This window comes from Salipaludibacillus sp. CUR1 (assembly GCF_021028955.1).
Classification (GTDB): Bacteria; Bacillota; Bacilli; order Bacillales; family Salisediminibacteriaceae; genus Salipaludibacillus.
The window spans coordinates 88,998-110,346 of sequence record NZ_JAIWPE010000020.1 but is presented as its reverse complement, the minus strand read 5'-3'; the positions used below and the strand labels follow the sequence as shown (position 1 = coordinate 110,346).

Here is a 21,349-nt window from a genome sequence, read left to right as displayed (position 1 = left end):
ATTGGATTTTGAAGTACTGGAGAGTCAATTAAATAAAGTTATGAAAAGAAAGCAGGAACTCCTTTCCGACATAAAAAAAAGCCCTGATTCCCGTGAGATTATTTATAAAATGGGAGAAGCTCCGTGGTTTTACAACCAGAAAACAGATTTGTTTTTTTCTGCCGGCACAAACGGAGTCACCTTTTCCATCCCTGACGGCGGCCATGTCTATTTTTCATATATGGAACCTAATGTTGATTTCGGCCAAATGCCAGCTGCTGATATAAATATTGCTTCCAATAACATGGAAGTGCTTATAAATGGGAAAGTCGATGAAAGCATAGAATTGACGCTTTTTTTAATTGGCTATAAAAACCATAAAAAAACTGAAATGCTCCAAATTAAAACCATCAATGAACGGGCAGCAGCAAATTTTCAGACGGAGGGTATCGAACATTTCCGGCTGGCATTAAGAGTTAAAGGCTCAGGCTTAGTGAAATTAAATGATATACAGATTAACGACACGTCATTTGAGGGATTTTCAAAGGCTGCTTCAGTCAAAAAGAGACCTGCAAATTCATTTTTTCTACCCGGCAATTCATCTCCGGGTCATCAGAGCAGCCAGGTGTCGGGTATTCAACTAAGAGATTTTGACCATACGATGAGCCTGACGGAAAACAGTCTGTTTATTGCTGATTTGGATCAGGATGCCCTCGAGTTAAACGAAGATAATTTAACATCCGGTTTAGAAGGTAACCGTTTTTCTTATCTTTCTTTGTTTGAAGACAAGGAAGTAAACGTTCCGTTGGAAACGGAACATTTGCCTTTGACCCACTGCCCATCAAGCTACTACCATTTTGGTTTTTCTGCCAAAGCGGCAGGAGAACTGGTAATTGACCTTGTTATAGCCGGCTTCTCCGAGCAGGGAGAGACTATTGACATGAAGTCTATTCCGATGAATGATACTCATTTAGTCACGTTCAAAGATGAGGTTACAGCTATCAGGCCGTTCCTGAGAGTGAGAGGTGAAGGAGAAGCTTCCGGTTTGCAGGTCGGTATAACAGAAATTAAGAAAAAATCAGAGCATTTAACAATTGTCGAGATGGATGAAAATAAATGGTTTAATCCTAAACCAAATAACCTCAATACAATAAGTGAAGACGGCAAGCTTCTGATCGGAGCTGACCAGAAAGAGACGGAAAAGAATTATATTTCTTATAACGTGACCAATAACAGCTTCAGCAAGGTGCCTGATGAATCGATTTTCCCTGTCTCATCCGACAGCTACTATGAAGTATTTATTGAAGCGGAAGAAAGCGGCAGCGGGATGGTCACCCCCATTATCATTAGCTACTCAGAACATGAAAAGGTTCAGGTTCATCAGCTGAAAACAAATGAAATGAATGTTTTAAAATTTAAAGATCATGTAACAAGGTGCAGGATATCCCTTCTTATTATCGGCACAGTTCATGCGGAAGTTAAGGATTTTTTCATAAATTCTTATCCGGTCCGGCAGACCGGAGGAGACATGGAATGGCTCAGTTCAAAAGAACCAGGTATGTTCCGTTTAAATGGAGTAAAACCTTTGCGATCCTTAAAAATGGCCGCTATTTTTGACGAATTTACGTCAGCTTGTTACGGCGCTGAATGCAACCTTATTTCCTTTGGCCCGGATAACTGGAGAGAAATTTTAACTGAAGAACAGCCTGATCTATTAATGGTGGAATCAGCCTGGCGGGGAAATAATGGCCAATGGGCAAAAAAGGTCCAGTATGCAGATGAGGAGTCAGTAAAGGACCTAAGCCGTTTAATCGCCTGGTGCAGGGAAAACAATATTCCAACCGTTTTCTGGAATAAGGAAGATCCTGTGCATTTCGAGCATTTTATCAATACAGCAAAACTATTTGATTATGTTTTTACGACAGATATTAATGTTGTGGAAGATTACAAAAGAGCATGCGGACATGATCGGGTCGATGTTCTGCAGTTCGCCGCCCAGCCTAAAATTCACAACCCGCTGTCAATCGGGGAAAGAAAAGACGGCATAAGCTTTGCAGGCTCCTATTATAAAAAACACGAAAAGCGGTCTGAAGATATGTTAAGAATTTTCGACCAGGCCATGCCGTACGGTTTGTCTATTTACGACCGGAACTATGAAAAGATAAAACAGGGTCTTCTGCCGAATAACCGCTTCCCGGAATATTTAGAACCTTATATTAAAGGAAGCCTGAAATATTACGAAATTGATAAAGCTTATAAAGGCTATAAAGCAATGATTAATGTCAGTACGGTTAAAGATTCTCCTACGATGTTTGCGAGAAGGGTGTACGAAGGCCTGGCATCCGGCACGCCGATTATCAGCACGTATTCAGTTGGAGTTGAAGAAACGTTTGGAGACTTAGTATCAGTTTCGGAGTCTGAGGAAGACATCGCGGAATTTATAGAGAAAATTTTTCATGACGGGGACTATTACCGAAAAGTTACATCTGAAGGAATTAGAAGGGTGTTAAGTGAACACACTTATGCACACCGGCTGGAATCTCTTACTGCCACTTTAAATTTGCCCTATGTTAAAGAGAAGCAGCCTGTCTCTGTCATAAGCCGTGTCCAAAATATCGAAGAAGCGGATCTTATCCTGAAAAACTTTGCCAAGCAGACATTGTCATCTAAGGAACTTCACTTAATTACCAGCAGTGAGGAAGTATTAGATTACCTGATTGAAGAGGACTTTGACAAAGAAGTCATGGTGTTTAATGAGAGAGAATATAAAGATCTGTATGCAAACATTAACGAAGCTGTAGACTCTCCTTATATTGCGGTTATGGATGCTTATTCTGATTATGAGACTCACCATTTACTGGATATTTCTTTAGCTGCCCTTTACTCTGATCCGGAAGTTATTGAAGTGAATGAAAGCTGCAAAGGCAGCTGGGCCTCCAGTAAAAATATAAATCATGACAAGTCAGCTTATAAGAAGGATGTATTCAATTTACTGTCTGTAGATGAAACTTTTAATATTATATTTAACGAACATGAGAGTAAGAGATTCCTGGACTCCGGAGCAAAAGTACTGGTTTTGGAATGACCTTACTTAAGGAGGCGCTATGTTAGCTTCAAAAGATATTTTAAATATGCACAGTACAATTAATGATGAGGAACAGCTGGAAAAGATCTATGAAGATTATAAAGCAGGAATTTACAGGGTGAGCGCCCGGTACAGCAGTGTCGCCCTCTCTGACAGTAATTTGTGGAATGCGGATGTTCATGATCGCAGCTGGCTTTTCTGGCATCATTGTTTAGTTAGTGTCGCTTACTTGATCGACTCTTATAAAGTGGACGGTAACCCAGATAAATTACAGTTAGCCAAAGAAATAGTGTTTAAATGGCATCACGGTAATTCGCCTGAATCTCCCTCAGTTATGGGATGGCATGACCATACTACTGCTATCAGGCTGATACAGATCAGCAAGCTTTATTTAAATTTCAATGAGGCAGGGGACAAGCAAGAGGAATCCTACATGACGGAAATAGCTGCTGAACATATGGAGAAGCTGTCAGATGAAAGCTTTTATATGCCAAATCACAATCATGGATTGGATCAGGATATTGCCCTCTATATTGGAGCAAATGTTTTCCGGAACGCTCCCCGGGCTGAAGAATGGATCAAACTGGCAAGAGAAAGATTTTGGAAGCAGTTGAATAACCTGTTTGCGGAGGACGGATCATATCTGGAACATTCTCCTCACTATATTTATATTATTGCCCAAAGGCTTCTGGCTTTTAATCATATCCTGATTCAGGCGGGGGATGAGGAAGTAGAAGAACTCGGAAGAAAACTGGAAAAAATAATCCGTTTCTTTATTTACATGCTTCAGCCTGATGGGAAATTTCAAACTATCGGGGACAGTGAAGCGCAAACCTTTAACATAAATAAGCATTACTGGGGGTCTATCTCAGATAACCTGTTAAGAATTCTCAACTCTATTAAAGGTAAAAACAATGAAGAAATTGATCTGCCGAATGACGCGTTTTTCAGTGATGGGGGATATGCTATTTATCGAAGTGACTGGAATAACGACGAGGAAACCTCCCAGCTGACATTTTACAGTGCCTTTAATTCCAGGGTTCATAAACATCATGATGACCTGGCCTTTACGTTTTACTCTCAAGGTATGCCTTTACTGACTGATGCAGGAAAATTCAGCTATCAGTATGACAAAGAAGAGAGACAGTATGTGACTTCTGCGTTCGGGCACAATACGGTCAGAATCAACAACGAAGAAACGGAACTTAGAAGAAAATATATCGGTTTAAGTGATATTACCAGTTTCTTATCTTTAAAAAATATTGGTTATGCGTCCGGTTTTCACGCTCTGTCAAAAAACGCCGTCCATAGAAGAGTTATTTTCTATTTAAAACCAACAGATATTTTAATTCTCGATATTATAAAAGGCGGCATGGAAAATACGGGGGAACTCATTTACAACCTTCATCCTAAATTGAAAACGAGAAAGATTAATAAAGAAATGGTTTCTGCTTATGAGGATAACGATATGTTATATATCTCTAATGTCCTCGATGAGGCTGAATTTGACCATTTTCGGGGACAACAAAATCCTGTCAGGGGCTGGTCTTCTTTCTATTATCAGGAGTGGGAGCCGAGTGATTTATTAACTCAGCAAAAAACCGGAGAAGTGGTCACATTTGCGACTCATATAAGAACAAACAAGACTACTAATCTAAGTGACTTTCAATGGAATGGCAATCATATAACTTTCAAATGGAAAAACTACGATATTGACCTGTTGCTTACAGATTGGTTTGAACATATCCATATTAATGAGAAATATTTCAACACGCAAAAGAAATTTTCCAATAATAAATTATTTGAAGCTCTCGTAAATAATGATTCTCTTATTTACAAAGAAATGAGCAAGAGATAAAGGTATTCTTGATGCCGGAATTTCTATAGAACCGGGTGCTGGGAAACAGGAAGCGTAGTGAAACAAAGAGACGGGTTTATTCTCCTGCTGCTCAATAAGAATTAGCAGGAGATAAGATTAAAGGAATAACGGATTACTGAAAAAATCCTTAAGAGCTGTGTAAGTAACCTAATAATAAAAGGAGAGATTATTTATGAAACTATGTACTATTGGATTGGGCTATATCGGACTGCCGACATCTATTATGTTCGCAAAACACGGGGTGGATGTACTGGGTGTCGATGTCAATACCGATGTGATCGACTCTCTGAATAACGGCCAAATTCATATTGAAGAACCGGGGCTCCAGGAGGCGTTAACCGAAGTGGTCCAGGAAGGCAAATTTAAGGCCGGCATGCAGCCTGAAGCAGCGGATGTCTTTATTGTTTCTGTGCCTACTCCAAACAAAGAGGATGCCAACAAATCGTGCGACCTGACGGCTGTTTTAAGTGCGACAAACACCGTTATTCCTTATCTGGAAAAAGGGAATACTATTATCGTAGAATCTACTATTGCTCCTAGAAGCATGGATGACTATGTGAAGCCGCTTCTTGATGAAGCAGGTTTTACGGTAGGACAAGACATCTTTTTAGTGCATTGTCCAGAACGTGTGCTTCCGGGAAAAATTATGGAAGAACTTATTTATAACAACCGTATTGTCGGAGGCATCACAAACGAATGTACAGAGGCAGGAGCGAAAATTTACGAAACGTTTGTCCAAGGAGAAATTGTCAAAACGGACGCGAAAACAGCTGAGATGTCCAAGTTAATGGAGAATACGTACCGGGACGTTAACATTGCCTTAGCCAATGAATTGACGAAGGTATGTACAGAACTTGATATTAACTCATTGAACGTCGTAGAAATGGCAAATAAACACCCGCGTGTGAACCTTCATACGCCCGGGCCTGGAGTAGGCGGACACTGTCTCGCTGTAGATCCTTATTTTATCGTGTCAAAAGCTCCGGAAACAGCCAAAATGATTGGTTTAGCAAGGTCTATTAACACGTCTATGCCGGAATATGTTGTCGACAAGGTAGATAATCTTTTAAGAGATGTTAAAGAAAAGACGGTAACTGTGTTCGGCTTAACCTATAAAGGCAATGTGGACGATGTTCGTGAAAGTCCGGCCATGGAAATTTATGAATCTTTGAAAAAAAGTGAGAAATTTTTTGTTAAAGCCTATGATCCGCATGTAGAGGCAGACTTTGTAATTAACGACATGGAAGAAGCAACCGTCAATTCAGACCTGATTTTAGTATTAACAGATCACAGTGAGTTTAAGAATCTCGACTTTAATGCACTGAGCGGGATGAAAAATAAAATCATTTTTGACACGAAAAATGTTGTGAAAAACCGTTCTGAAGAATTTAATTATATTAACCTTGGAAGCCTGTACGAAGGATTAGGAGAAGAGGCGCCTCAAGTATGACGCACGTGTATCACCTGTTAAAAGAACAGTTTGCCAATACAGGGCTCATGTTTAGAATGTCTGCTTACGATATTAAAAGCCTCTATCAGATGCATTACTTAGGGGCCCTGTGGCAATTTCTCACCCCTGCGGTCCAGATTTTTGTCTACTGGTTTGTATTTGGGATCGGTATCAGGGGCGGGGCGCCAGTCGGGGATATTCCTTTCTTTGTCTGGCTTCTTTGCGGGTTAATTCCGTGGTTTTTTATTGGACCGTCGTTAGTGCAGGGGTCCAACAGTATTTATACCAAAATCAATTTAGTGTCCAAAATGAAGTTTCCTGTCAGCATCCTGCCTGCGATTACGATTATAAGCAAATCGGCCAACTTTTATATTATGCTGGCGATCCTGACAGGGATTGTTTATTTTAACGGAATCAACCCGGGCATTTTTCTCTTGCAGCTTCCGTATTATCTGTTGTGTCTGTATGTGTTTCTGTTTGCATTTACGATACTTGCTTCAACGATTTCAATTATCATAAGGGATTTTCAGTTATTTTTGCAGTCGATGATGAGGCTGCTGTTCTTTTTGACGCCTATTCTCTGGGAACCGAGTCGCATGCCTGAAGTTTACCACCAGATTTTAAAACTGAATCCGTTCTATTATCTTATTTTCGGGTTCAGAGATACCTTTTTAGGACAAGGGTGGTTTTATGAAGATCTCACGTACACGCTGTATTTCTGGGCGCTCACTCTGTTAATTCTGTTCATCGGAGCAGTGCTCCATTTTAAATTCAGGAAGAAATTTATAGATTTCCTATAGTAAGGGGGAGGAGTATGAAGACTAAAGTATCATTTTCAAATGTCACCAAAGTTTATAATTTGTATAAGAGAAAGTCGGACAAACTTTTGGGCATCATCTTCCCCGGCTATAAGGAAAAGCAGTTCAATGCCATTTACGAGCTGAGTTTCGACGTCCGGGAAGGAGAGACAATCGGTGTTGTAGGCATTAACGGTTCCGGAAAATCCACCTTGTCCAACCTGCTTGCCCAGGTTGTTCCACCGACATCGGGAGACATAAACATTAATGGTGAGCCCTCCCTAATTGCGATTTCTGCAGGACTTAACGGCCATCTGTCAGGGATTGAAAATATCAGGCTGAAATGCCTGATGCTCGGGATGGAAAACAGCGAAGTGGAAAGGCTTATTCCGCAGATCATTGAGTTCGCCGATATCGGTGATTTTATGGATCAGCCGGTTAAAAATTATTCGAGCGGAATGAAGGCCAGGCTCGGCTTTGCCATCTCCGTCCATACTAACCCGGACATACTGATCGTCGACGAAGCGCTCTCTGTCGGTGACCAGACGTTTTACGAGCGGTGTATTAAAAAAATCAATGAATTTAAACAGGAAGGCAAAACCATTTTCTTTATCAGCCACTCAATTGGCCAGATCCAGTCTATTTCAGACCGGGTCATGTGGCTGCATTTCGGTCAGTTAAAAGAATTTGGACCGGCAGAAACAGTCATTAAGAAATATCAGGGATTCATTGACTGGTTTAATAACCTGGACACGAAAGCCCAGAAAAACTATAAAGCGAAAGAATTGAAGGCCCAGTCACACGAACGCATGAACCAAAATGAGAAAAAGAGAAAACCGGGCAAGGGAGATATCCTGGCGGGTCTTCAGGCGGTTGTTATTTTACTCTTTACAGTCTTTGCCGCTGCCTTGCTGTTAATGGATCAGCCCGTTTCGGCTTTGTGGGAGACAGATGACGAAGAGACCCGGGAAGAAACGGCAGAGGAAAATGGGCTGGAAAATGAAGGGGAAGCAGATGAGGAAGAGTCCCCGGCGGTGGAAATAGAGGAAGCAGGATTTATTACCGCGGAAGATGCAGCCATTTATGAGAGTGAGGATTTAGCGAGTGAGACGGAAGAGCTGGAATTCGGTGAGCTGGTTTTCGTAAGTGAAGAAACGGACGGCATTTACTATATTGAAGCTGAAGAAAATGAAGGCTATGTGGAGAGCGCGCATGTCACTCTCGAAAGCGGCATAAATGAATCAGCGGTATCAATTGAGGATCTGAGCGTTATTTTTCCAGACGTCTTTTCTGCTTCATGGCAATACCATCTGGCTCATATGAACTTGGAGGAAGAGGACGTCCGGGACACTTACGAAGGCTTAACTGATGAAGGAGAGACCGATGACCAGGAGACTTACCTGGAATACGGGTACGATGAAGCTGTCTTCTATTTTGATGACGAAGAGTTAACGCGGTTAGTCATTTCGAATGTCAATGCAGATGAAGAGGACTTTGAGTCGATTCGGGAAGACCAGGCCGTATTGGCTGATGAGGGAGTCATTTACTACTTCGAAACTGACGATTACGGCATCACCGTCAATATGGATGACGAAACGGTTGAAATCAGTCATTCCCGCTTGTCTGAGTTATTGTAAGTTTTTTAGGTGAGTCGGCTGTAATTTGAAAAGGATAAGTTTACAGCGTTGCAGATTGTCTGCAGCGCAGCAGCTTACCTCACAAAATTGACCGAAAAGGAATATTAGAGAGGTTGTAGATAATGTGGCAAAAATAAAAGTCATGACGATTTTTGGAACACGGCCAGAAGCGATTAAGATGTGTCCGCTGGTTAAGGAGCTTGAAGAAAACGGTCATATTGAGTCAATTGTGACGGTTACCGGACAGCATCGGGAAATGCTTGATCAGGTGCTCCAACTGTTTAATATTGAGCCTGATTATGATTTAAATATTATGAAAGCCAAACAGACATTAACAGATGTGACTGCCCGGGCGCTGCAGGGGCTGGATGACATCATGAAGAAGGTAAAGCCTGATGTGGTTCTCGTGCATGGCGATACCACGACCACATTTGTCGGAAGTCTCGCAGCTTTTTATAACCAGATCAGCGTCGGCCATGTGGAAGCAGGGCTAAGAACGTGGGATAAGTATTCGCCTTTCCCTGAAGAGGTGAACCGGCAATTGACCGGAACTGTTGCCGACCTTCATTTTGCCCCGACTGGTAAAGCGCGGCAAAACTTAGAAGAGGAAAATAAATCTGCAGACGACATATTTGTAACAGGGAATACGGCGATTGACGCCTTAAACTCCACGGTCGTCTCTGACTATTCACATCCTGTCCTGGAAAAAGTGGGCGATGACCAGATGATCCTTCTGACATCCCACCGCAGGGAAAATCTTGGCCAGCCAATGGAAAACATCTTTAAAGCCGTTAAACGGATTGTGGAAGAGAACCCTGGTGTCCAAGTTGTCTATCCGGTCCATTTAAATCCAGTCGTGAAAGAGATCGCAGACCGGGTACTGGGAGATGACGACCGGGTTCATCTTATTGAACCGCTTGGAGTAAGAGATTTCCATAACTTCTCTTCACAAGCTCATATTATTTTGACTGATTCAGGCGGCATCCAGGAAGAAGCCCCTTCCTTAGGTAAACCGGTACTTGTATTGCGCGATACAACGGAACGTCCTGAAGGTGTGGAAGCGGGCACGCTAAAACTTGTGGGGACAGAGGAACAAGCGGTCTATCAAGCTGCGGACGAGCTTTTAAATGACCAGACCACCTATGAAAAAATGTCAAAGGCTTCTAACCCATACGGTGACGGAAATGCTTCCCGGCGGATCGCCGAAGCCATCCAGTACCACTTTGAAGTTCTTCAGGACAGACCAAAGGATTTTACAGTGTAAAAAATGTTATTAAGGCAGGCACCCGTATAGGGTGTCTGTTTTTTTAGAGGAGAGGAAGGGGGAGGGCACAATAGAACAGTAACTTAAAGAGAACTGAACAAATGTGGCGATATTTGTTCAGTTCTTCGCTTTTATCTTATAGAAGATAAACTTTACAACGAATAAAGGCGGTAATTTCAGTCGGAGAGCTGAACAATCGGGTGAAATTCGACGGAATAGTGTCTCTATCTTGGCGACATGGGGGCCAATCGGCGAAAAATGAGTTCAATCAGCGAAAATGTAATTCAATCAGCGAAAAACGAAATCAATCGGCGAAATCCACCCTTCTATCAGTAACTTTGAATTATTATTATCTGACAATCTTTCAAAAACACATTCCCTCATTCTTATAAAAATCCTTCACATAAGTACTGAATTAGTTTATTAATATACCTTTATTACCTGATCTACGCTTCTTCAGGGGCTTGTCTTCCTTCACCGGCAGGATATATTATACTAGTGTGTTGTGCCATATTTTTACTTCATGTAAGATTCAATCCAACAATGCCCCAGATTTCGTTTAATTTAACCCTTCAGACTCCCAAATCGTAACTTTTTTGATAATAAGCAAGAGAAATTAGGACATGTTATACTTTAACTATCATGAATTTAGGAGGTTTTAACATGGCTTGTCACACGCATAAAAACCATACTCATGAACATTCTCTTTCTTGCGGACACACGAAAATTAAACATGGTGGCCACGTCGATTATGTGCATGATGGACACCTTCATCATAAGCATGAGGAGCACTGGGATGAGTGTAAAATTGAAGTATCTGACCAGAATCCTGACAGCTGCGCGCCGGTTGAGTCCGACTGCAAGCACAACGAAGATTGCGGGCATGAACTCGTTCCGCACGGCGACCATTACGATTATTTAGTTAACGGAAGGCTGCATCACGTTCACGGTGATCATATTGATGACCACGGGCCTGTCGATGTTATTGAAAAATAGTTATACAGCCTGCGCCAGGTTTAATTAACCTGGCGCAGGCTTTTTTTGTTTTGGCGAAGCCTTTTGTTCCCGCTAACATAAACCTGCTTATTCGGGACCGCCCACTCTTCCGGAACCATCCGACACTAGTAAAAAAACTCCCCTGCCGCCGCGCAAAACAAAAAGCACCCTTTCAGGTGCTTTCGTTTATGACAGCTGCATCGTTGTGATGCATGTATCGTCTCCTTCAAAGGTGGAAATCTCTGATTCGACTGTTTTGCCGTCATGCTCTATTGTCACGTGGTAGGTTTTGTCCCGAGGCAGCCATAAATCAATAAAGCCGTTCGGTGGAGACTGGATCGTCTCATCAACAGCCACGTTTCCATCTGTATCTTCAATAAGGACCTCAAACTCTTCCTCTGCAAGCTCGCCCTGACAACCTGTCAGGTTATGGATGCTTCATGGATGAGTTTCATTGACGTATGGAGCAATTGACACAAAGAACTCCTCTTCAGGCAAGTCGTAAACCGACTCGTTGTCCTCACTGTCTGTCACAATGAGTTCATGGGAGGTAATTGAGGCGACCTCGCCCTCACTATTTCCTGAACTGTACTCGTGAACCAGTTCCTTAATGTCTTCTGTTTCCCCTTCAACTGCTGTATCGGCATTCCCACCGCATCCGGAAAGAAATACGAGAGCTGCCAGTCCCATGGCTGCTGCTCCTGCCCTCCGCATCAACGTGTTCTTCATATGCTTTTCACCACCTTGACTCTTATAAGAACATTATAACGCAGTTATTAACGTTTCCAAGTTGACAATATATGAAAAATTTGAGGTTTTTGTGAAGTTTTCATTATTTTTTTCTATCGGCCAGGAAAGATGTGATGAGTGGCTCGTTTAAAAAGTCATTAGCGACTTCCGTTGTTATAAGAATGTAAATCGATCTTATATTTATTAGCTGCTTTTTCTTTTTTTCAGCAGTGAATAACAATCTTTGACTCGACAAATACTTACCTCTAACCGCTCGGCTCCCATATTTTTAGAAAAATAGGAGGACTTCCCATCGTTTATTTTGGTTCAAACAATTCTGAATAAAACCATAATGTAAGCGTATTCAAAAATACAGAACAACTTTATATAATTAAATTCAGGAAGGAGGTGCAGATAATGAACGCCCGAAGACGTCAGCTCGTCCAAATGATTCTTAATGGAAACACTCAGTTCAAAATCAAAGATGTGGAAGACATGTTTGGAGTAAGTGAAAGGACATTAAGATACGATCTTGAGATTATTTCGGGTTGGTTAAAGGAGCAGAGTGTTGATCTGGATCACGTTTCAGGCCGCGGTGTATGGGAACTGAAGTCATCTCCTGACAATGCACAACTCAAAAAAATATATGAGGCACTCAACTTTTATGGCCGTTCAATATCTGTCGACGAACGATTTTTATTAATCATTCATGAACTTATTATTCAGGAAGACTGGCAAAGTCTCAGGCAAATTGCAGAAGAACTTGACGTTAGTAAAGCAACCATATTGCAGCAAATGGAGAAAGTAGAACAATGGGCTGGACAGTTTCATCTTTTATTAGAAAGAGGCAGCAAAGGTTTCAGATTAAAAGGTGAAGAGAGGCATAAGCGTCTTGCTCTCCTGAGCGTTATCGAAAAACTTGAAGAAGCATGGGACACTGTCAATCCAATTCCTAATTTAAACTGGTCACATTTCTCATTAAATGATATTGATAAAAGTTTCTCTGTGTTGGAAGAAAGACTGTATAGAAGAGGCAATCTTTCCTCTTGTTTCAGAGTTTGGACGCTGCAATTGCAAAGGGTTCGGTCAGGCCATTTTTTGAAAGAAGAGAAAAGCAAAGGTGTAACCGTTGAAAACTGGTTCTCAGAGTTATGGAGAGAGTTATGTGCTGCATTCGAGACTCATTTTCTTGAAGACGAGATGATATTTGCCTATTTATATTTGCGGGCAACAGGAGGGGTTTATAACACGGGTCAAATAGTTTGGCAAAAAGATGAATTGTTTTTAACTTTTACGGACAAAATGAGTACGCGGATCGGACTTGCTGAATTTAGTGAAGACCAGCTGGAGGAGATTTACAGGGAATGGGAATCTTTCATAATTGCAAAAGAGCATGACATCATTTTTATCCATCCCTTAAAGAAAAAGGTGGAAGAGCAGTATCCTTTTATTATTTTCCACCTGTGGGAAGTCTTATCAGACGAGATCATGCCGGTAGAGACACTGCGAATGGACAGTATGACGCCTATGGCGATCTGCCTGGCTTTTATTTACGAAAAAGCGTCATTTGAAAATGAACGGTATCCCATTTGGGTCGTGTGCCCGGGCGGTCTTGCGGCAAGCCGGCTATTAACAGTGACAATAATGAAACACTTTCCTCAAATTGAGGTCAAAAAAACAATGGCCATATCGGAACTGAAGCATGTGAAAGATTGGGAAAAACCTGATTTTATAGTCTCTTCAGTCTCGCTGCATGACACTCCGTACCCTTATGTCACAGTAAAACCAATAATGACGGCTGATGACATAAAAAAACTGGAGCATTTCATAGGAAATACAGCCAGAAAAAACGGGACCAGGCTGATAGAGGAAAGTCATAAATCTATTCATGCTTTAATTCCTCCTGAAAGAATTGCAGTATATGAAGAAGCCGCCACGGACAATTTACAACCTGTTCTTGATTTAGGTGTTTCCTTGCTGCAGCAGGCCAATCTTGTAAACGCATACTTCATAGATGATATTAAGCGCACAGTTTTCGAGAAGGAATATTTGTATGAACTCATCCCGGGATTATTGTTTATTCATACAGATTCCACCAATGTGATGAAGCCAGGGTTCAGTCTGGTTCAATTGAAAAAACCGTTTGTAAAAGGGGACAAGCTGCATTCTTATGCTGTGCTGTTTATGGCGACGCCTGATAAACAGGCCCACATTCCCCAATTACAGTATTTGCATCAGCTTCTTATGAATAAAGACAGGGTAGATGAAATTTTACACTGGTCAAAATTGATTGGACGAGGTGATTAGAGTGAGTGACGTTAAATTAGACAAATCATGTATTCAATGGCAAGAGGAGGTGACTGACTGGAGAGAAGCTATTAAGGTGAGTGCCGAGCCGTTACTGAAGCAGGGCAAGATCACGGAGAATTATATTCAAGCCATGATAGATAATATTGATAATTTAGGACCTTATATCCTGATCGCGCCTAATGTGGCCCTGCCTCATGCCAGGCCTGAAGCGGGAGTAAATGAACGCGGAATTGCCTTAACCGTGTTTAAAAAAGATGTGGAATTTCCGGCAGGAACTGATAATAAATCTGACACAGCGAGATTATTTATTTGCCTGGCAGCGACAGATTCAGAAACCCACCTTAACTTTTTAAAAGGCATATCCAGCTGGATAGAAGACGAAAAGTTTATTAACCGGTTGTTAGAGACAGAATCACAGGAAGAAACAAACGATATTATTAATGAATTTTATTCAAAAAATTAATTAATTAGGAGGAAACAAAATGAAAATTTTATGTGTATGCGGAATGGGATTTGGTTCAAGTTTAATGTTAAAGATGACTGTTGAGAAAGTGATTCAGAAGAAAGGGCTGAATGCGGAAGCAGAAGCAACCGATATTGGGACCGCTTCCGGTACTCAAGCGGACTTAATTTTAACAAATAATGAGTTTGCTTCACAACTTGAAGGCGGTCCGGCACCAGTAAAAGCAGTAATGAATATGGCCAGTGAGGTTGAAGTTGAAAAAGCGATCGGTGAATTTCTGGATTCAAAATAATTAGGCAGGAGTGAAGATAAATGGGTTTTTTCGAATTTTTGATGAATGAGATACTAAGTCTTCCGGAAGTGCTCGTCGGTTTAATCGTCATGATCGGGTTAATTCTGCAAAGAGCAAAGTTTGCAAAAATCTTTTCCGGTACGTCTAAAAGTATCATTGGTTTCGTCATTCTCGGCGCTGGGGCAGGCGTTATTGTAGGATCGCTCGATTCACTCGGCGGGATCATTCAGGATGCTTTTAACATCCAGGGGGTCATCCCGAATAATGAAGCGATTGTGGCACTTGCACAGCAGACACTTGGTACCGAAACAGCTCTTATTATGGGTTTTGGTTTTCTGGCAAATATTCTATTCGCCAGATTCACACCGCTTAAATATATTTTCTTAACGGGTCATCATACTTTCTTCATGGCTGCCCTGCTGTCTGCAGTTCTAGCAACGTCCGGCATGCGCGGCATTACGTTAGTGGTCACAGGTTCTGTGATCCTTGGGGCTGTGATGGTTATCATGCCTGCACTGGCACAGCCGTTTATGAAAAAGGTCACTGGCGGCAATGAGATCGCGATGGGGCACTTTGGAACGATCGGGTATGTATCTGCCGGGCTCGTCGGTAAGGCGGTAGGAAATGAGAAGGACTCGTCAGAAGACATTAAAATTCCTGATCAATGGTCCTTTTTAAGGGATTCCTTAATTGCCACGGCGCTCACTATGGTTATTATGTTCCTGATTCTCGTTTTAGTGGCAGGGCCTGAAGTGGTAAGCACTTATGCCGGCGACCAGAACTATATCATGTTCGGTATTATGCAAGGGATTACATTTGCAGCCGGTTTCAGTATCATTATGGCCGGGGTTAGAATGATCCTTACTGAGATTGTACCAGCGTTTAAAGGGATTGCTGAAAAACTTGTACCTGGTGCAAAACCAGCTTTGGACGTTCCGATTATTTACCCTTATGCCCCTACGGCAGTTATTATCGGGTTCTTGAGCAGTTTTATCGGCGGTGTCATCAGCATGTTCTTCCTTGGCATCTTTAATTTAGCTCTCATTATCCCTGGTCTTGTTCCCCACTTCTTTACAGGAGCAGGTGCAGGGGTATTCGGAAATGCGACAGGAGGTAAGATTGGAGCCGCGGCGGGTGGTTTCACCAACGGTGTGATAATCAGTTTCATCCCGGCATTGCTGCTTCCTGTATTAGGTACACTCGGGTTTGAAAATACCACGTTTGGAGATTCAGACTTTGGAGTCATAGGTATACTGATTGGATTCTTAGCTAATTTATTCAGTTAATAGTTAGGAGGCCCGTGATGACAGACTTGCAGGAGACAGCAAGAGAAATCAGGAAGGGCATACTCCGGACAGTTTACACTCAGAAACAAGGAAACATCGGCGGACCATTATCGGCCGCCGATGTTTTAGTTGTTCTGTATTATGATATGCTGATCAGTAAGATTATCACGGGTTAAGTGCTGGGAAATTAAACTTTAGATTAGCAAAATTATTAGAAGGTGATCGTTATGATTAAGGCAATCGCGTTAGATATGGACGGAACGTTACTGGATCCACACCACGAAATCGGTGAAGAACTGATTCATTTACTGACTTCATTTAGGGAGAAAGGAGTCCGTTTGTTTCTTGCTACCGGCAGAACGTTAAAAGAGGTGAATGATGTTCTGCCGGATGCTCTTGTTCCGGATGGCATTGTGGGCGGAAACGGAATGGTTATTGAAGCAAACAACCAGCTTCTCACTGAGCATGAAGTTGAAGCAGACCTGGTAAATTTGTTAGCAGATAAGTGCAGAAACTTAGGTCTTTATTACGAAATTCATCCCAGTGAGGGAACCAGATTTGCTTATGAAAAAGATAAAGAAATATTAAGGGAAGAAGTGGATTTTCCGGAAGACACAACCGTTGAGGAACATGAAGCTAAATCCCGCAAGGAAGCTGTTAAGTCAAAGATTCAATGGATACACACTTACCAGGAAGCGAAAATTCTAAAGATCTATTTTTTCAGTAAATCCCAGGATAAAATAAAACAGTGGAAAAAGCATCTGGAAGAATTAAAGCAAGACTACCAGTTTTCCACCTCTTCATCCTCCCAGCATAACGTGGAAGTGATGGCAGGGGGAGTCAATAAAGGAACCGGAGTGCAGCAGTTACTTGATTATTATGAAATTGACAGCGAGCATCTTATTGCTGTGGGTGATGCAAATAATGATCTGCCTTTGCTGCGGTTGGCCGGCATTCCCGCTGTAATGAAAAACGGCAGTGATGAGGTCAAAGAAGAAATTAATAATATTACGGATTATTCAAACGAAGAAAATGGCCTATATCATTTTTTAACTCAATATAAACAGGATTAATAACACCTGCCCGCTGGATGAGCCTGCTCATAACGCGGGCAGTTTTTTTAGGGGCAGGTGAAGGGCCAATGCTTAAAACTAATAGATTTTAATGGGAGAACAGGCGAGATTAAGAGTGAGAGGATGAAGGGATGGTTTTAATGGGAAAGTCTCTAATTTTATCCCTTGGTTTCTTGAAATTCAATGTATTTTCATTGAAAATGGTTGAAGATAAAATTTAGGGGGTAGCGACTTGCAGAATATAGAAACTAAGCCTAAAGATCTAACCGTATATAAGGAGGCAGGGATGAAAACGACTGCCACCCATTTTCGCCAATGGCTGGATGGCGGTTTGTTAGATAATGTCGATAAAAGTTTTATTCAGGAAGTAGATGACTATTGGACAAGCCATTATGATAAAACGATTGATCCTGCTTTACCTACAGCTTTTATGAATTTGACTGGAAGAAAAGACAAGAGGTTAATACCGGGAAAAGTCATGAGAACGGAAATCCTTCCCGTATTTAATGATTACGATATGTCTGTCTTTTATAAGGACAAAAACCTTTACGATATTATTGTTGATCCGCCGCGGTCGCCTGAAACTCTCGTTAAAAATATAAACGGGAATTACTTTGATGCGGATCATAACAGCATTAATATAGAGACCGCCAGGAAAAAAATAGTAACCAGTGAAACGGATTTAATTATAAAACCAAGCAGGTCAAACAATGGAAATGGAGTCGCAAAACTCACCGTAAAGGATAAGACAATTTATCTCGATGGAGAGCTTATTACTTTTAACGAATTAGTTGATTTATACATGGAAAACTTTTTAATCCAGGAAGCTATACAGCAGCATTCCATTCTGGCTGCTCCTCACCCGGCTTCTGTCAATACTTTACGTATGGTCACATTCAGGTGGAAAAATGAAATAAGGTATTTATTGGCTTTTGCCCGATTTGGCAGTGATAATGATATCAGAGATAACGCGGGAGCAAGTGATGGTGCTGATGGAATTCGCGTAGGGATAGATGAATCAGGAAAGTTTTTTAAGACTGCCATCAGTAAGCATGGTCAGCTGTATACTCATCATCCGACCACTGGTTTTTGCTTTGCTGATCTTGAGCCTATTCCTAATTTTGATGAATATAAACAGTTTGTTAAAGATTGCCATAAAAATATTCTGCCTCACAATATTATCTCATGGGATATTGCTATGGGGGCTGATGGTAAACCTGTCTTTTTAGAACCCAACTTCGCCGGAACCGCACCTTTTTATCAATTGGCAGCTCAAAAGCCGTTCTTCGGAGATTTGACGGACGAAGTACTCCATTATGTAAGAACTCAACATGAAAAAAGTGAGCCTGTTTTGATGTTAAAAGATCGAAGAAGGGCTGACAGAAAGTTGGAAGAGGAAAGGGTCAATAGAGAAAAACAGCTAAATGAAGAATTAACCCAAGCCCAAAAACAAAATGCTGGTTTAATAGAAGAAAACAAAAAGATTAAGTCGGCTTTAAAAACGAAAGAAGACATTCTTAAGTCGAGAAATGATGAACTCGAAGCGAGAGAAAAGGAACTAAAAGCGAAAAAGAATGAGCTGAAAGATAAAAAGACTGAACTAAAAGCTAAAAAAGACACGCTAAGAAATAAAAAGGCTGAGCTCAGCTCTGTAAAGCTCAAATACAAAAGAACCATCCAAAGTAAAAGCTGGCGCTACACTCAGCTTTTCCGCTCTGTTCTTAAGTTGGTTAATAAGTAGGGTCCTATTTTTATCATTTGCTTAGATAAACGCTGGAGACAGGGACAAAAGATTAATAACCAAAAAGAACATCCGAAAATTTTGTTCGGGTGTTCTTTTTAGGAAAAGTAGTGATTTCAGTCCGCCAGGTGGACGCTTGCCCGGGGGCTTGTCTTCAGCTAAATTCAACTCAGCCTGGAGCTTCGTTGAATTGGATCTTCAGCCTGCGCTTAATCCCTGCGACGTCGCCACCTTCTGTCCTTCAATCAACATTATTGTTCGTCTTTTACAAACTTGTCTTTAGTTTTGCTCGAGCCTCTTTTTTAGAGGTGGATGTTCCCACCTGTTTTCTTACCTCACAGTGGATAATGAATAAATTTTTTCAACAACCCACTATTGGAATTCACCCTTCCAACTTCTGCAAATCACCAAAAACTGGTTTTAACTGACCGTATAACTTCTTATAGACAATAACTTAATAACCTCCTTCCATCCATTCCATAAAATATATAAATGATTGATTTATTTTCAATTTTCCCCCATTTAGTAACCTGAAAGAGCGCTGCGAATAGAAGCGGGTAGTTGCAGCCTGCTTTTGAAGGACTTTATTACTGGTATGGAAGGCGATGCGTCATTTTGTCCGTATTGCTAAAGAGTTATTATTCATATAATATTTTTAATATTAAGACTTTTTTCAAGTGGAGGAGGGGTAAAGGTTTAGATTAGCAGTTTATATCATAACGAAAGGCGTTTTTTTGTGGACAGGCCTGTTTCGAGTTTGCGAGATGACGGCTGGACACCGAATTTTTAAACCAAGGAGGAGTTAGATGAAAAAAATACTTACTGCAGCTTTGACATTATTATTACTACTTGTTTTCGCTTTGCCGGTTGCCGGTTCAAGTACACCGGGCGGACCGTTTCTGCCTGGAAAAGCAAACCATAACACAGAAGGGTTCATGAGTAATGAGCAGCTTGAAAAAGCTTTAAACCAGATTGAAGCAAATTCAAAAGGGACGATGGAACTGGATGTCATTGGTCATAGCGGCACAGGAACTGAAATTTTTATGGCTAAAGTGGGGGATGGACCTGAGTCCATTATGATCCAGAACCAGCAGCACGGGAATGAACCGCACGGGGCTGAAGCTGCGATTAATATTTTACGTTTCCTGACCTCTGAGCGTCAGGAAGCAAAAGAGCTTCGCGAACAGATTACCGTTTACATGCTTCCGCGGGTGAATCCGGACGGATCTGAGTTAGGCATTAGAACGAATGGCGATTGGAGAGCTCCGAACCACTTTGCATCGCACGGCTTCTTTACCAGCTCTGTGCCAGGATGGGATATTAACCGTTACCACTGGTTTGACTGGGAAGACTCGACGTTGTTCCAGTATAACCATGCAGGTATTTATTCTGAAGAATTTGGGTTGATTAATGGACGCAGTCTGACTGGTACACCGCGTGAATATGACGGTGTCGAAGGCTATCTTGTCGATGTCGGTTTCGGTACGAGTGAGGAGTATACCGATGCGATTAAAGAAAAAGTTGAAGGAAATATTGCGCTGGTCTCCCGCGGCGAGAACAGCTTTACAGATAAAGCGGCTAATGCGTATGAAGCCGGAGCCCTCGGTGTCGTGGCTTATAATGATGAGCCGGAGCTTTCAAGCTTCGCTATCTCAAGCGATATTCCTGTCATGTACACATTCCAGAAGTTCGGTCAGCAACTCGTTGACTCGCTCGAAGATGGCGAAGATATTTATGTGGAATTCCAGAACAGCTACCCGGAGAATCCGGTTCCTGAAGCTCAGGCGGTTGTGGATGCCTACAAAAAATATGAGCCTAAACTGATGCTGGATCTTCATAATCAGTTCAGTTATGTGGATGAAGATGAGCGGGCTGTAACCAGCTCAATCCTGTGGCCGACAAACCCGGATGTTCCGGACGATGCACTGGAAATGTCAAAACAAATGGCAGTTGTAATAATGGATCATATGGAACAGTACGGGTACGCGAATGTGAATAAGTTCCCTGGCGGAGACGCCCCTGAAATTGCGCGAAACGCCTATGGACTTGCCGGATCAGGTAATCTGCTCATAGAAATTCGCGGCCAGACACAGAGTGAAGTCGGTCAGACTTCTAACGGCATGCTTACCCGGCACGCTCAGGAGCAGGTGATGAGTGTGATCCGGGCTGCGGCAGACGGCAGTCTTTACGAAGCGGATGCGACGCGTGCTGACACGGATTTACCAACAGTGAGAGACAGGTACCGTAAAGATCTTCCAAGTGAAGAAGAGGCTGAAGAAGCAGCCCCAAGAGAGTATGAAGAGGAAGAAGAAGTGGAATAAATCTAAGACGCATAAACGGCTGCCTTATAAAGGCGGCCTTTATTTAT

16 protein-coding genes are annotated in these 21,349 nt (G+C 41.8%); 15 read left to right on the top strand and 1 reads right to left on the bottom strand.

The genetic code is table 11. The annotated features are described in order from the left end of the window. The first annotated feature begins 1 nt into the window (after nucleotide 1). The 7 genes from K8O68_RS04955 (at nucleotide 2) to K8O68_RS04925 (ending at nucleotide 11,087) form a co-directional block, all read left to right on the top strand. A complete protein-coding gene (locus tag K8O68_RS04955) occupies nucleotides 2-3,064 on the top strand; it encodes a CgeB family protein (RefSeq protein ID WP_230895832.1) in 3,063 nt (1,020 codons plus the stop codon). A gap of 19 nt (nucleotides 3,065-3,083) precedes the next feature. After that, entirely contained in the window at nucleotides 3,084-4,922 is a 1,839-nt protein-coding gene (locus tag K8O68_RS04950; RefSeq protein ID WP_230895831.1) for a heparinase II/III family protein, read from the top strand. A gap of 193 nt (nucleotides 4,923-5,115) precedes the next feature. Next, nucleotides 5,116-6,393, top strand: coding sequence for a nucleotide sugar dehydrogenase (locus K8O68_RS04945; RefSeq protein WP_230895830.1), 1,278 nt, complete (start codon nucleotides 5,116-5,118; stop codon nucleotides 6,391-6,393). Continuing rightward, nucleotides 6,390-7,193 (top strand): ABC transporter permease, encoded by an 804-nt coding sequence (locus tag K8O68_RS04940; protein WP_230895829.1) that lies wholly within the window; start codon nucleotides 6,390-6,392, stop codon nucleotides 7,191-7,193. The genes K8O68_RS04945 and K8O68_RS04940 overlap by 4 nt, the downstream gene beginning before the upstream one ends. 14 nt (nucleotides 7,194-7,207) lie before the next feature. Then, the gene (locus tag K8O68_RS04935; protein WP_230895828.1) at nucleotides 7,208-8,827 is read left to right on the top strand and encodes an ATP-binding cassette domain-containing protein; all 1,620 of its coding nucleotides are present in this window, start codon (nucleotides 7,208-7,210) and stop codon (nucleotides 8,825-8,827) included. A 142-nt stretch (nucleotides 8,828-8,969) separates the two neighbouring features. Then, nucleotides 8,970-10,091 carry a non-hydrolyzing UDP-N-acetylglucosamine 2-epimerase gene (gene wecB / locus K8O68_RS04930; RefSeq protein ID WP_230895862.1) on the top strand — a complete coding sequence of 374 codons (1,122 nt, stop codon included), beginning with the start codon at nucleotides 8,970-8,972 and terminating at the stop codon, nucleotides 10,089-10,091. 663 nt (nucleotides 10,092-10,754) lie between these two features. Next, nucleotides 10,755-11,087: a hypothetical protein gene (locus K8O68_RS04925; protein WP_230895827.1), complete on the top strand. Its 333-nt coding sequence runs from the start codon at nucleotides 10,755-10,757 to the stop codon at nucleotides 11,085-11,087. A 186-nt stretch (nucleotides 11,088-11,273) separates the two neighbouring features. On the opposite strand, the gene K8O68_RS04920 is transcribed toward K8O68_RS04925, so the two are convergent. Beyond that, nucleotides 11,274-11,801: a CueP family metal-binding protein gene (locus tag K8O68_RS04920; RefSeq protein ID WP_370640487.1), complete on the bottom strand. Its 528-nt coding sequence runs from the start codon at nucleotides 11,799-11,801 to the stop codon at nucleotides 11,274-11,276. A 432-nt stretch (nucleotides 11,802-12,233) separates the two neighbouring features. Between K8O68_RS04920 and K8O68_RS04915 the strand changes: the two genes are divergently transcribed. From K8O68_RS04915 to K8O68_RS04880, 8 genes are all read left to right on the top strand, one after another. Further along, nucleotides 12,234-14,123 carry a BglG family transcription antiterminator gene (locus tag K8O68_RS04915; protein ID WP_230895826.1) on the top strand — a complete coding sequence of 630 codons (1,890 nt, stop codon included), beginning with the start codon at nucleotides 12,234-12,236 and terminating at the stop codon, nucleotides 14,121-14,123. 1 nt (nucleotide 14,124) lies between these two features. Further along, a complete protein-coding gene (locus K8O68_RS04910) occupies nucleotides 14,125-14,589 on the top strand; it encodes a PTS sugar transporter subunit IIA (RefSeq protein ID WP_230895825.1) in 465 nt (154 codons plus the stop codon). Between the two features lie 19 nt (nucleotides 14,590-14,608). Further along, a complete protein-coding gene (locus tag K8O68_RS04905; protein ID WP_230895824.1) occupies nucleotides 14,609-14,881 on the top strand; it encodes a PTS sugar transporter subunit IIB in 273 nt (90 codons plus the stop codon). Nucleotides 14,882-14,901: 20 nt separating this feature from the next. Further along, entirely contained in the window at nucleotides 14,902-16,167 is a 1,266-nt protein-coding gene (locus tag K8O68_RS04900; RefSeq protein WP_230895823.1) for a PTS ascorbate transporter subunit IIC, read from the top strand. A 17-nt stretch (nucleotides 16,168-16,184) separates the two neighbouring features. Then, nucleotides 16,185-16,343: a hypothetical protein gene (locus tag K8O68_RS04895; RefSeq protein ID WP_230895822.1), complete on the top strand. Its 159-nt coding sequence runs from the start codon at nucleotides 16,185-16,187 to the stop codon at nucleotides 16,341-16,343. Between the two features lie 51 nt (nucleotides 16,344-16,394). Then, nucleotides 16,395-17,240 carry a Cof-type HAD-IIB family hydrolase gene (locus K8O68_RS04890; protein WP_230895821.1) on the top strand — a complete coding sequence of 282 codons (846 nt, stop codon included), beginning with the start codon at nucleotides 16,395-16,397 and terminating at the stop codon, nucleotides 17,238-17,240. 232 nt (nucleotides 17,241-17,472) lie between these two features. Continuing rightward, on the top strand, nucleotides 17,473-18,981 hold the full coding sequence (locus K8O68_RS04885; protein WP_230895820.1) for a sugar-transfer associated ATP-grasp domain-containing protein: 1,509 nt from the start codon (nucleotides 17,473-17,475) through the stop codon (nucleotides 18,979-18,981). A gap of 806 nt (nucleotides 18,982-19,787) precedes the next feature. Continuing rightward, nucleotides 19,788-21,302, top strand: coding sequence for a M14 family zinc carboxypeptidase (locus K8O68_RS04880; protein ID WP_230895819.1), 1,515 nt, complete (start codon nucleotides 19,788-19,790; stop codon nucleotides 21,300-21,302). Nucleotides 21,303-21,349: the final 47 nt, after the last annotated feature.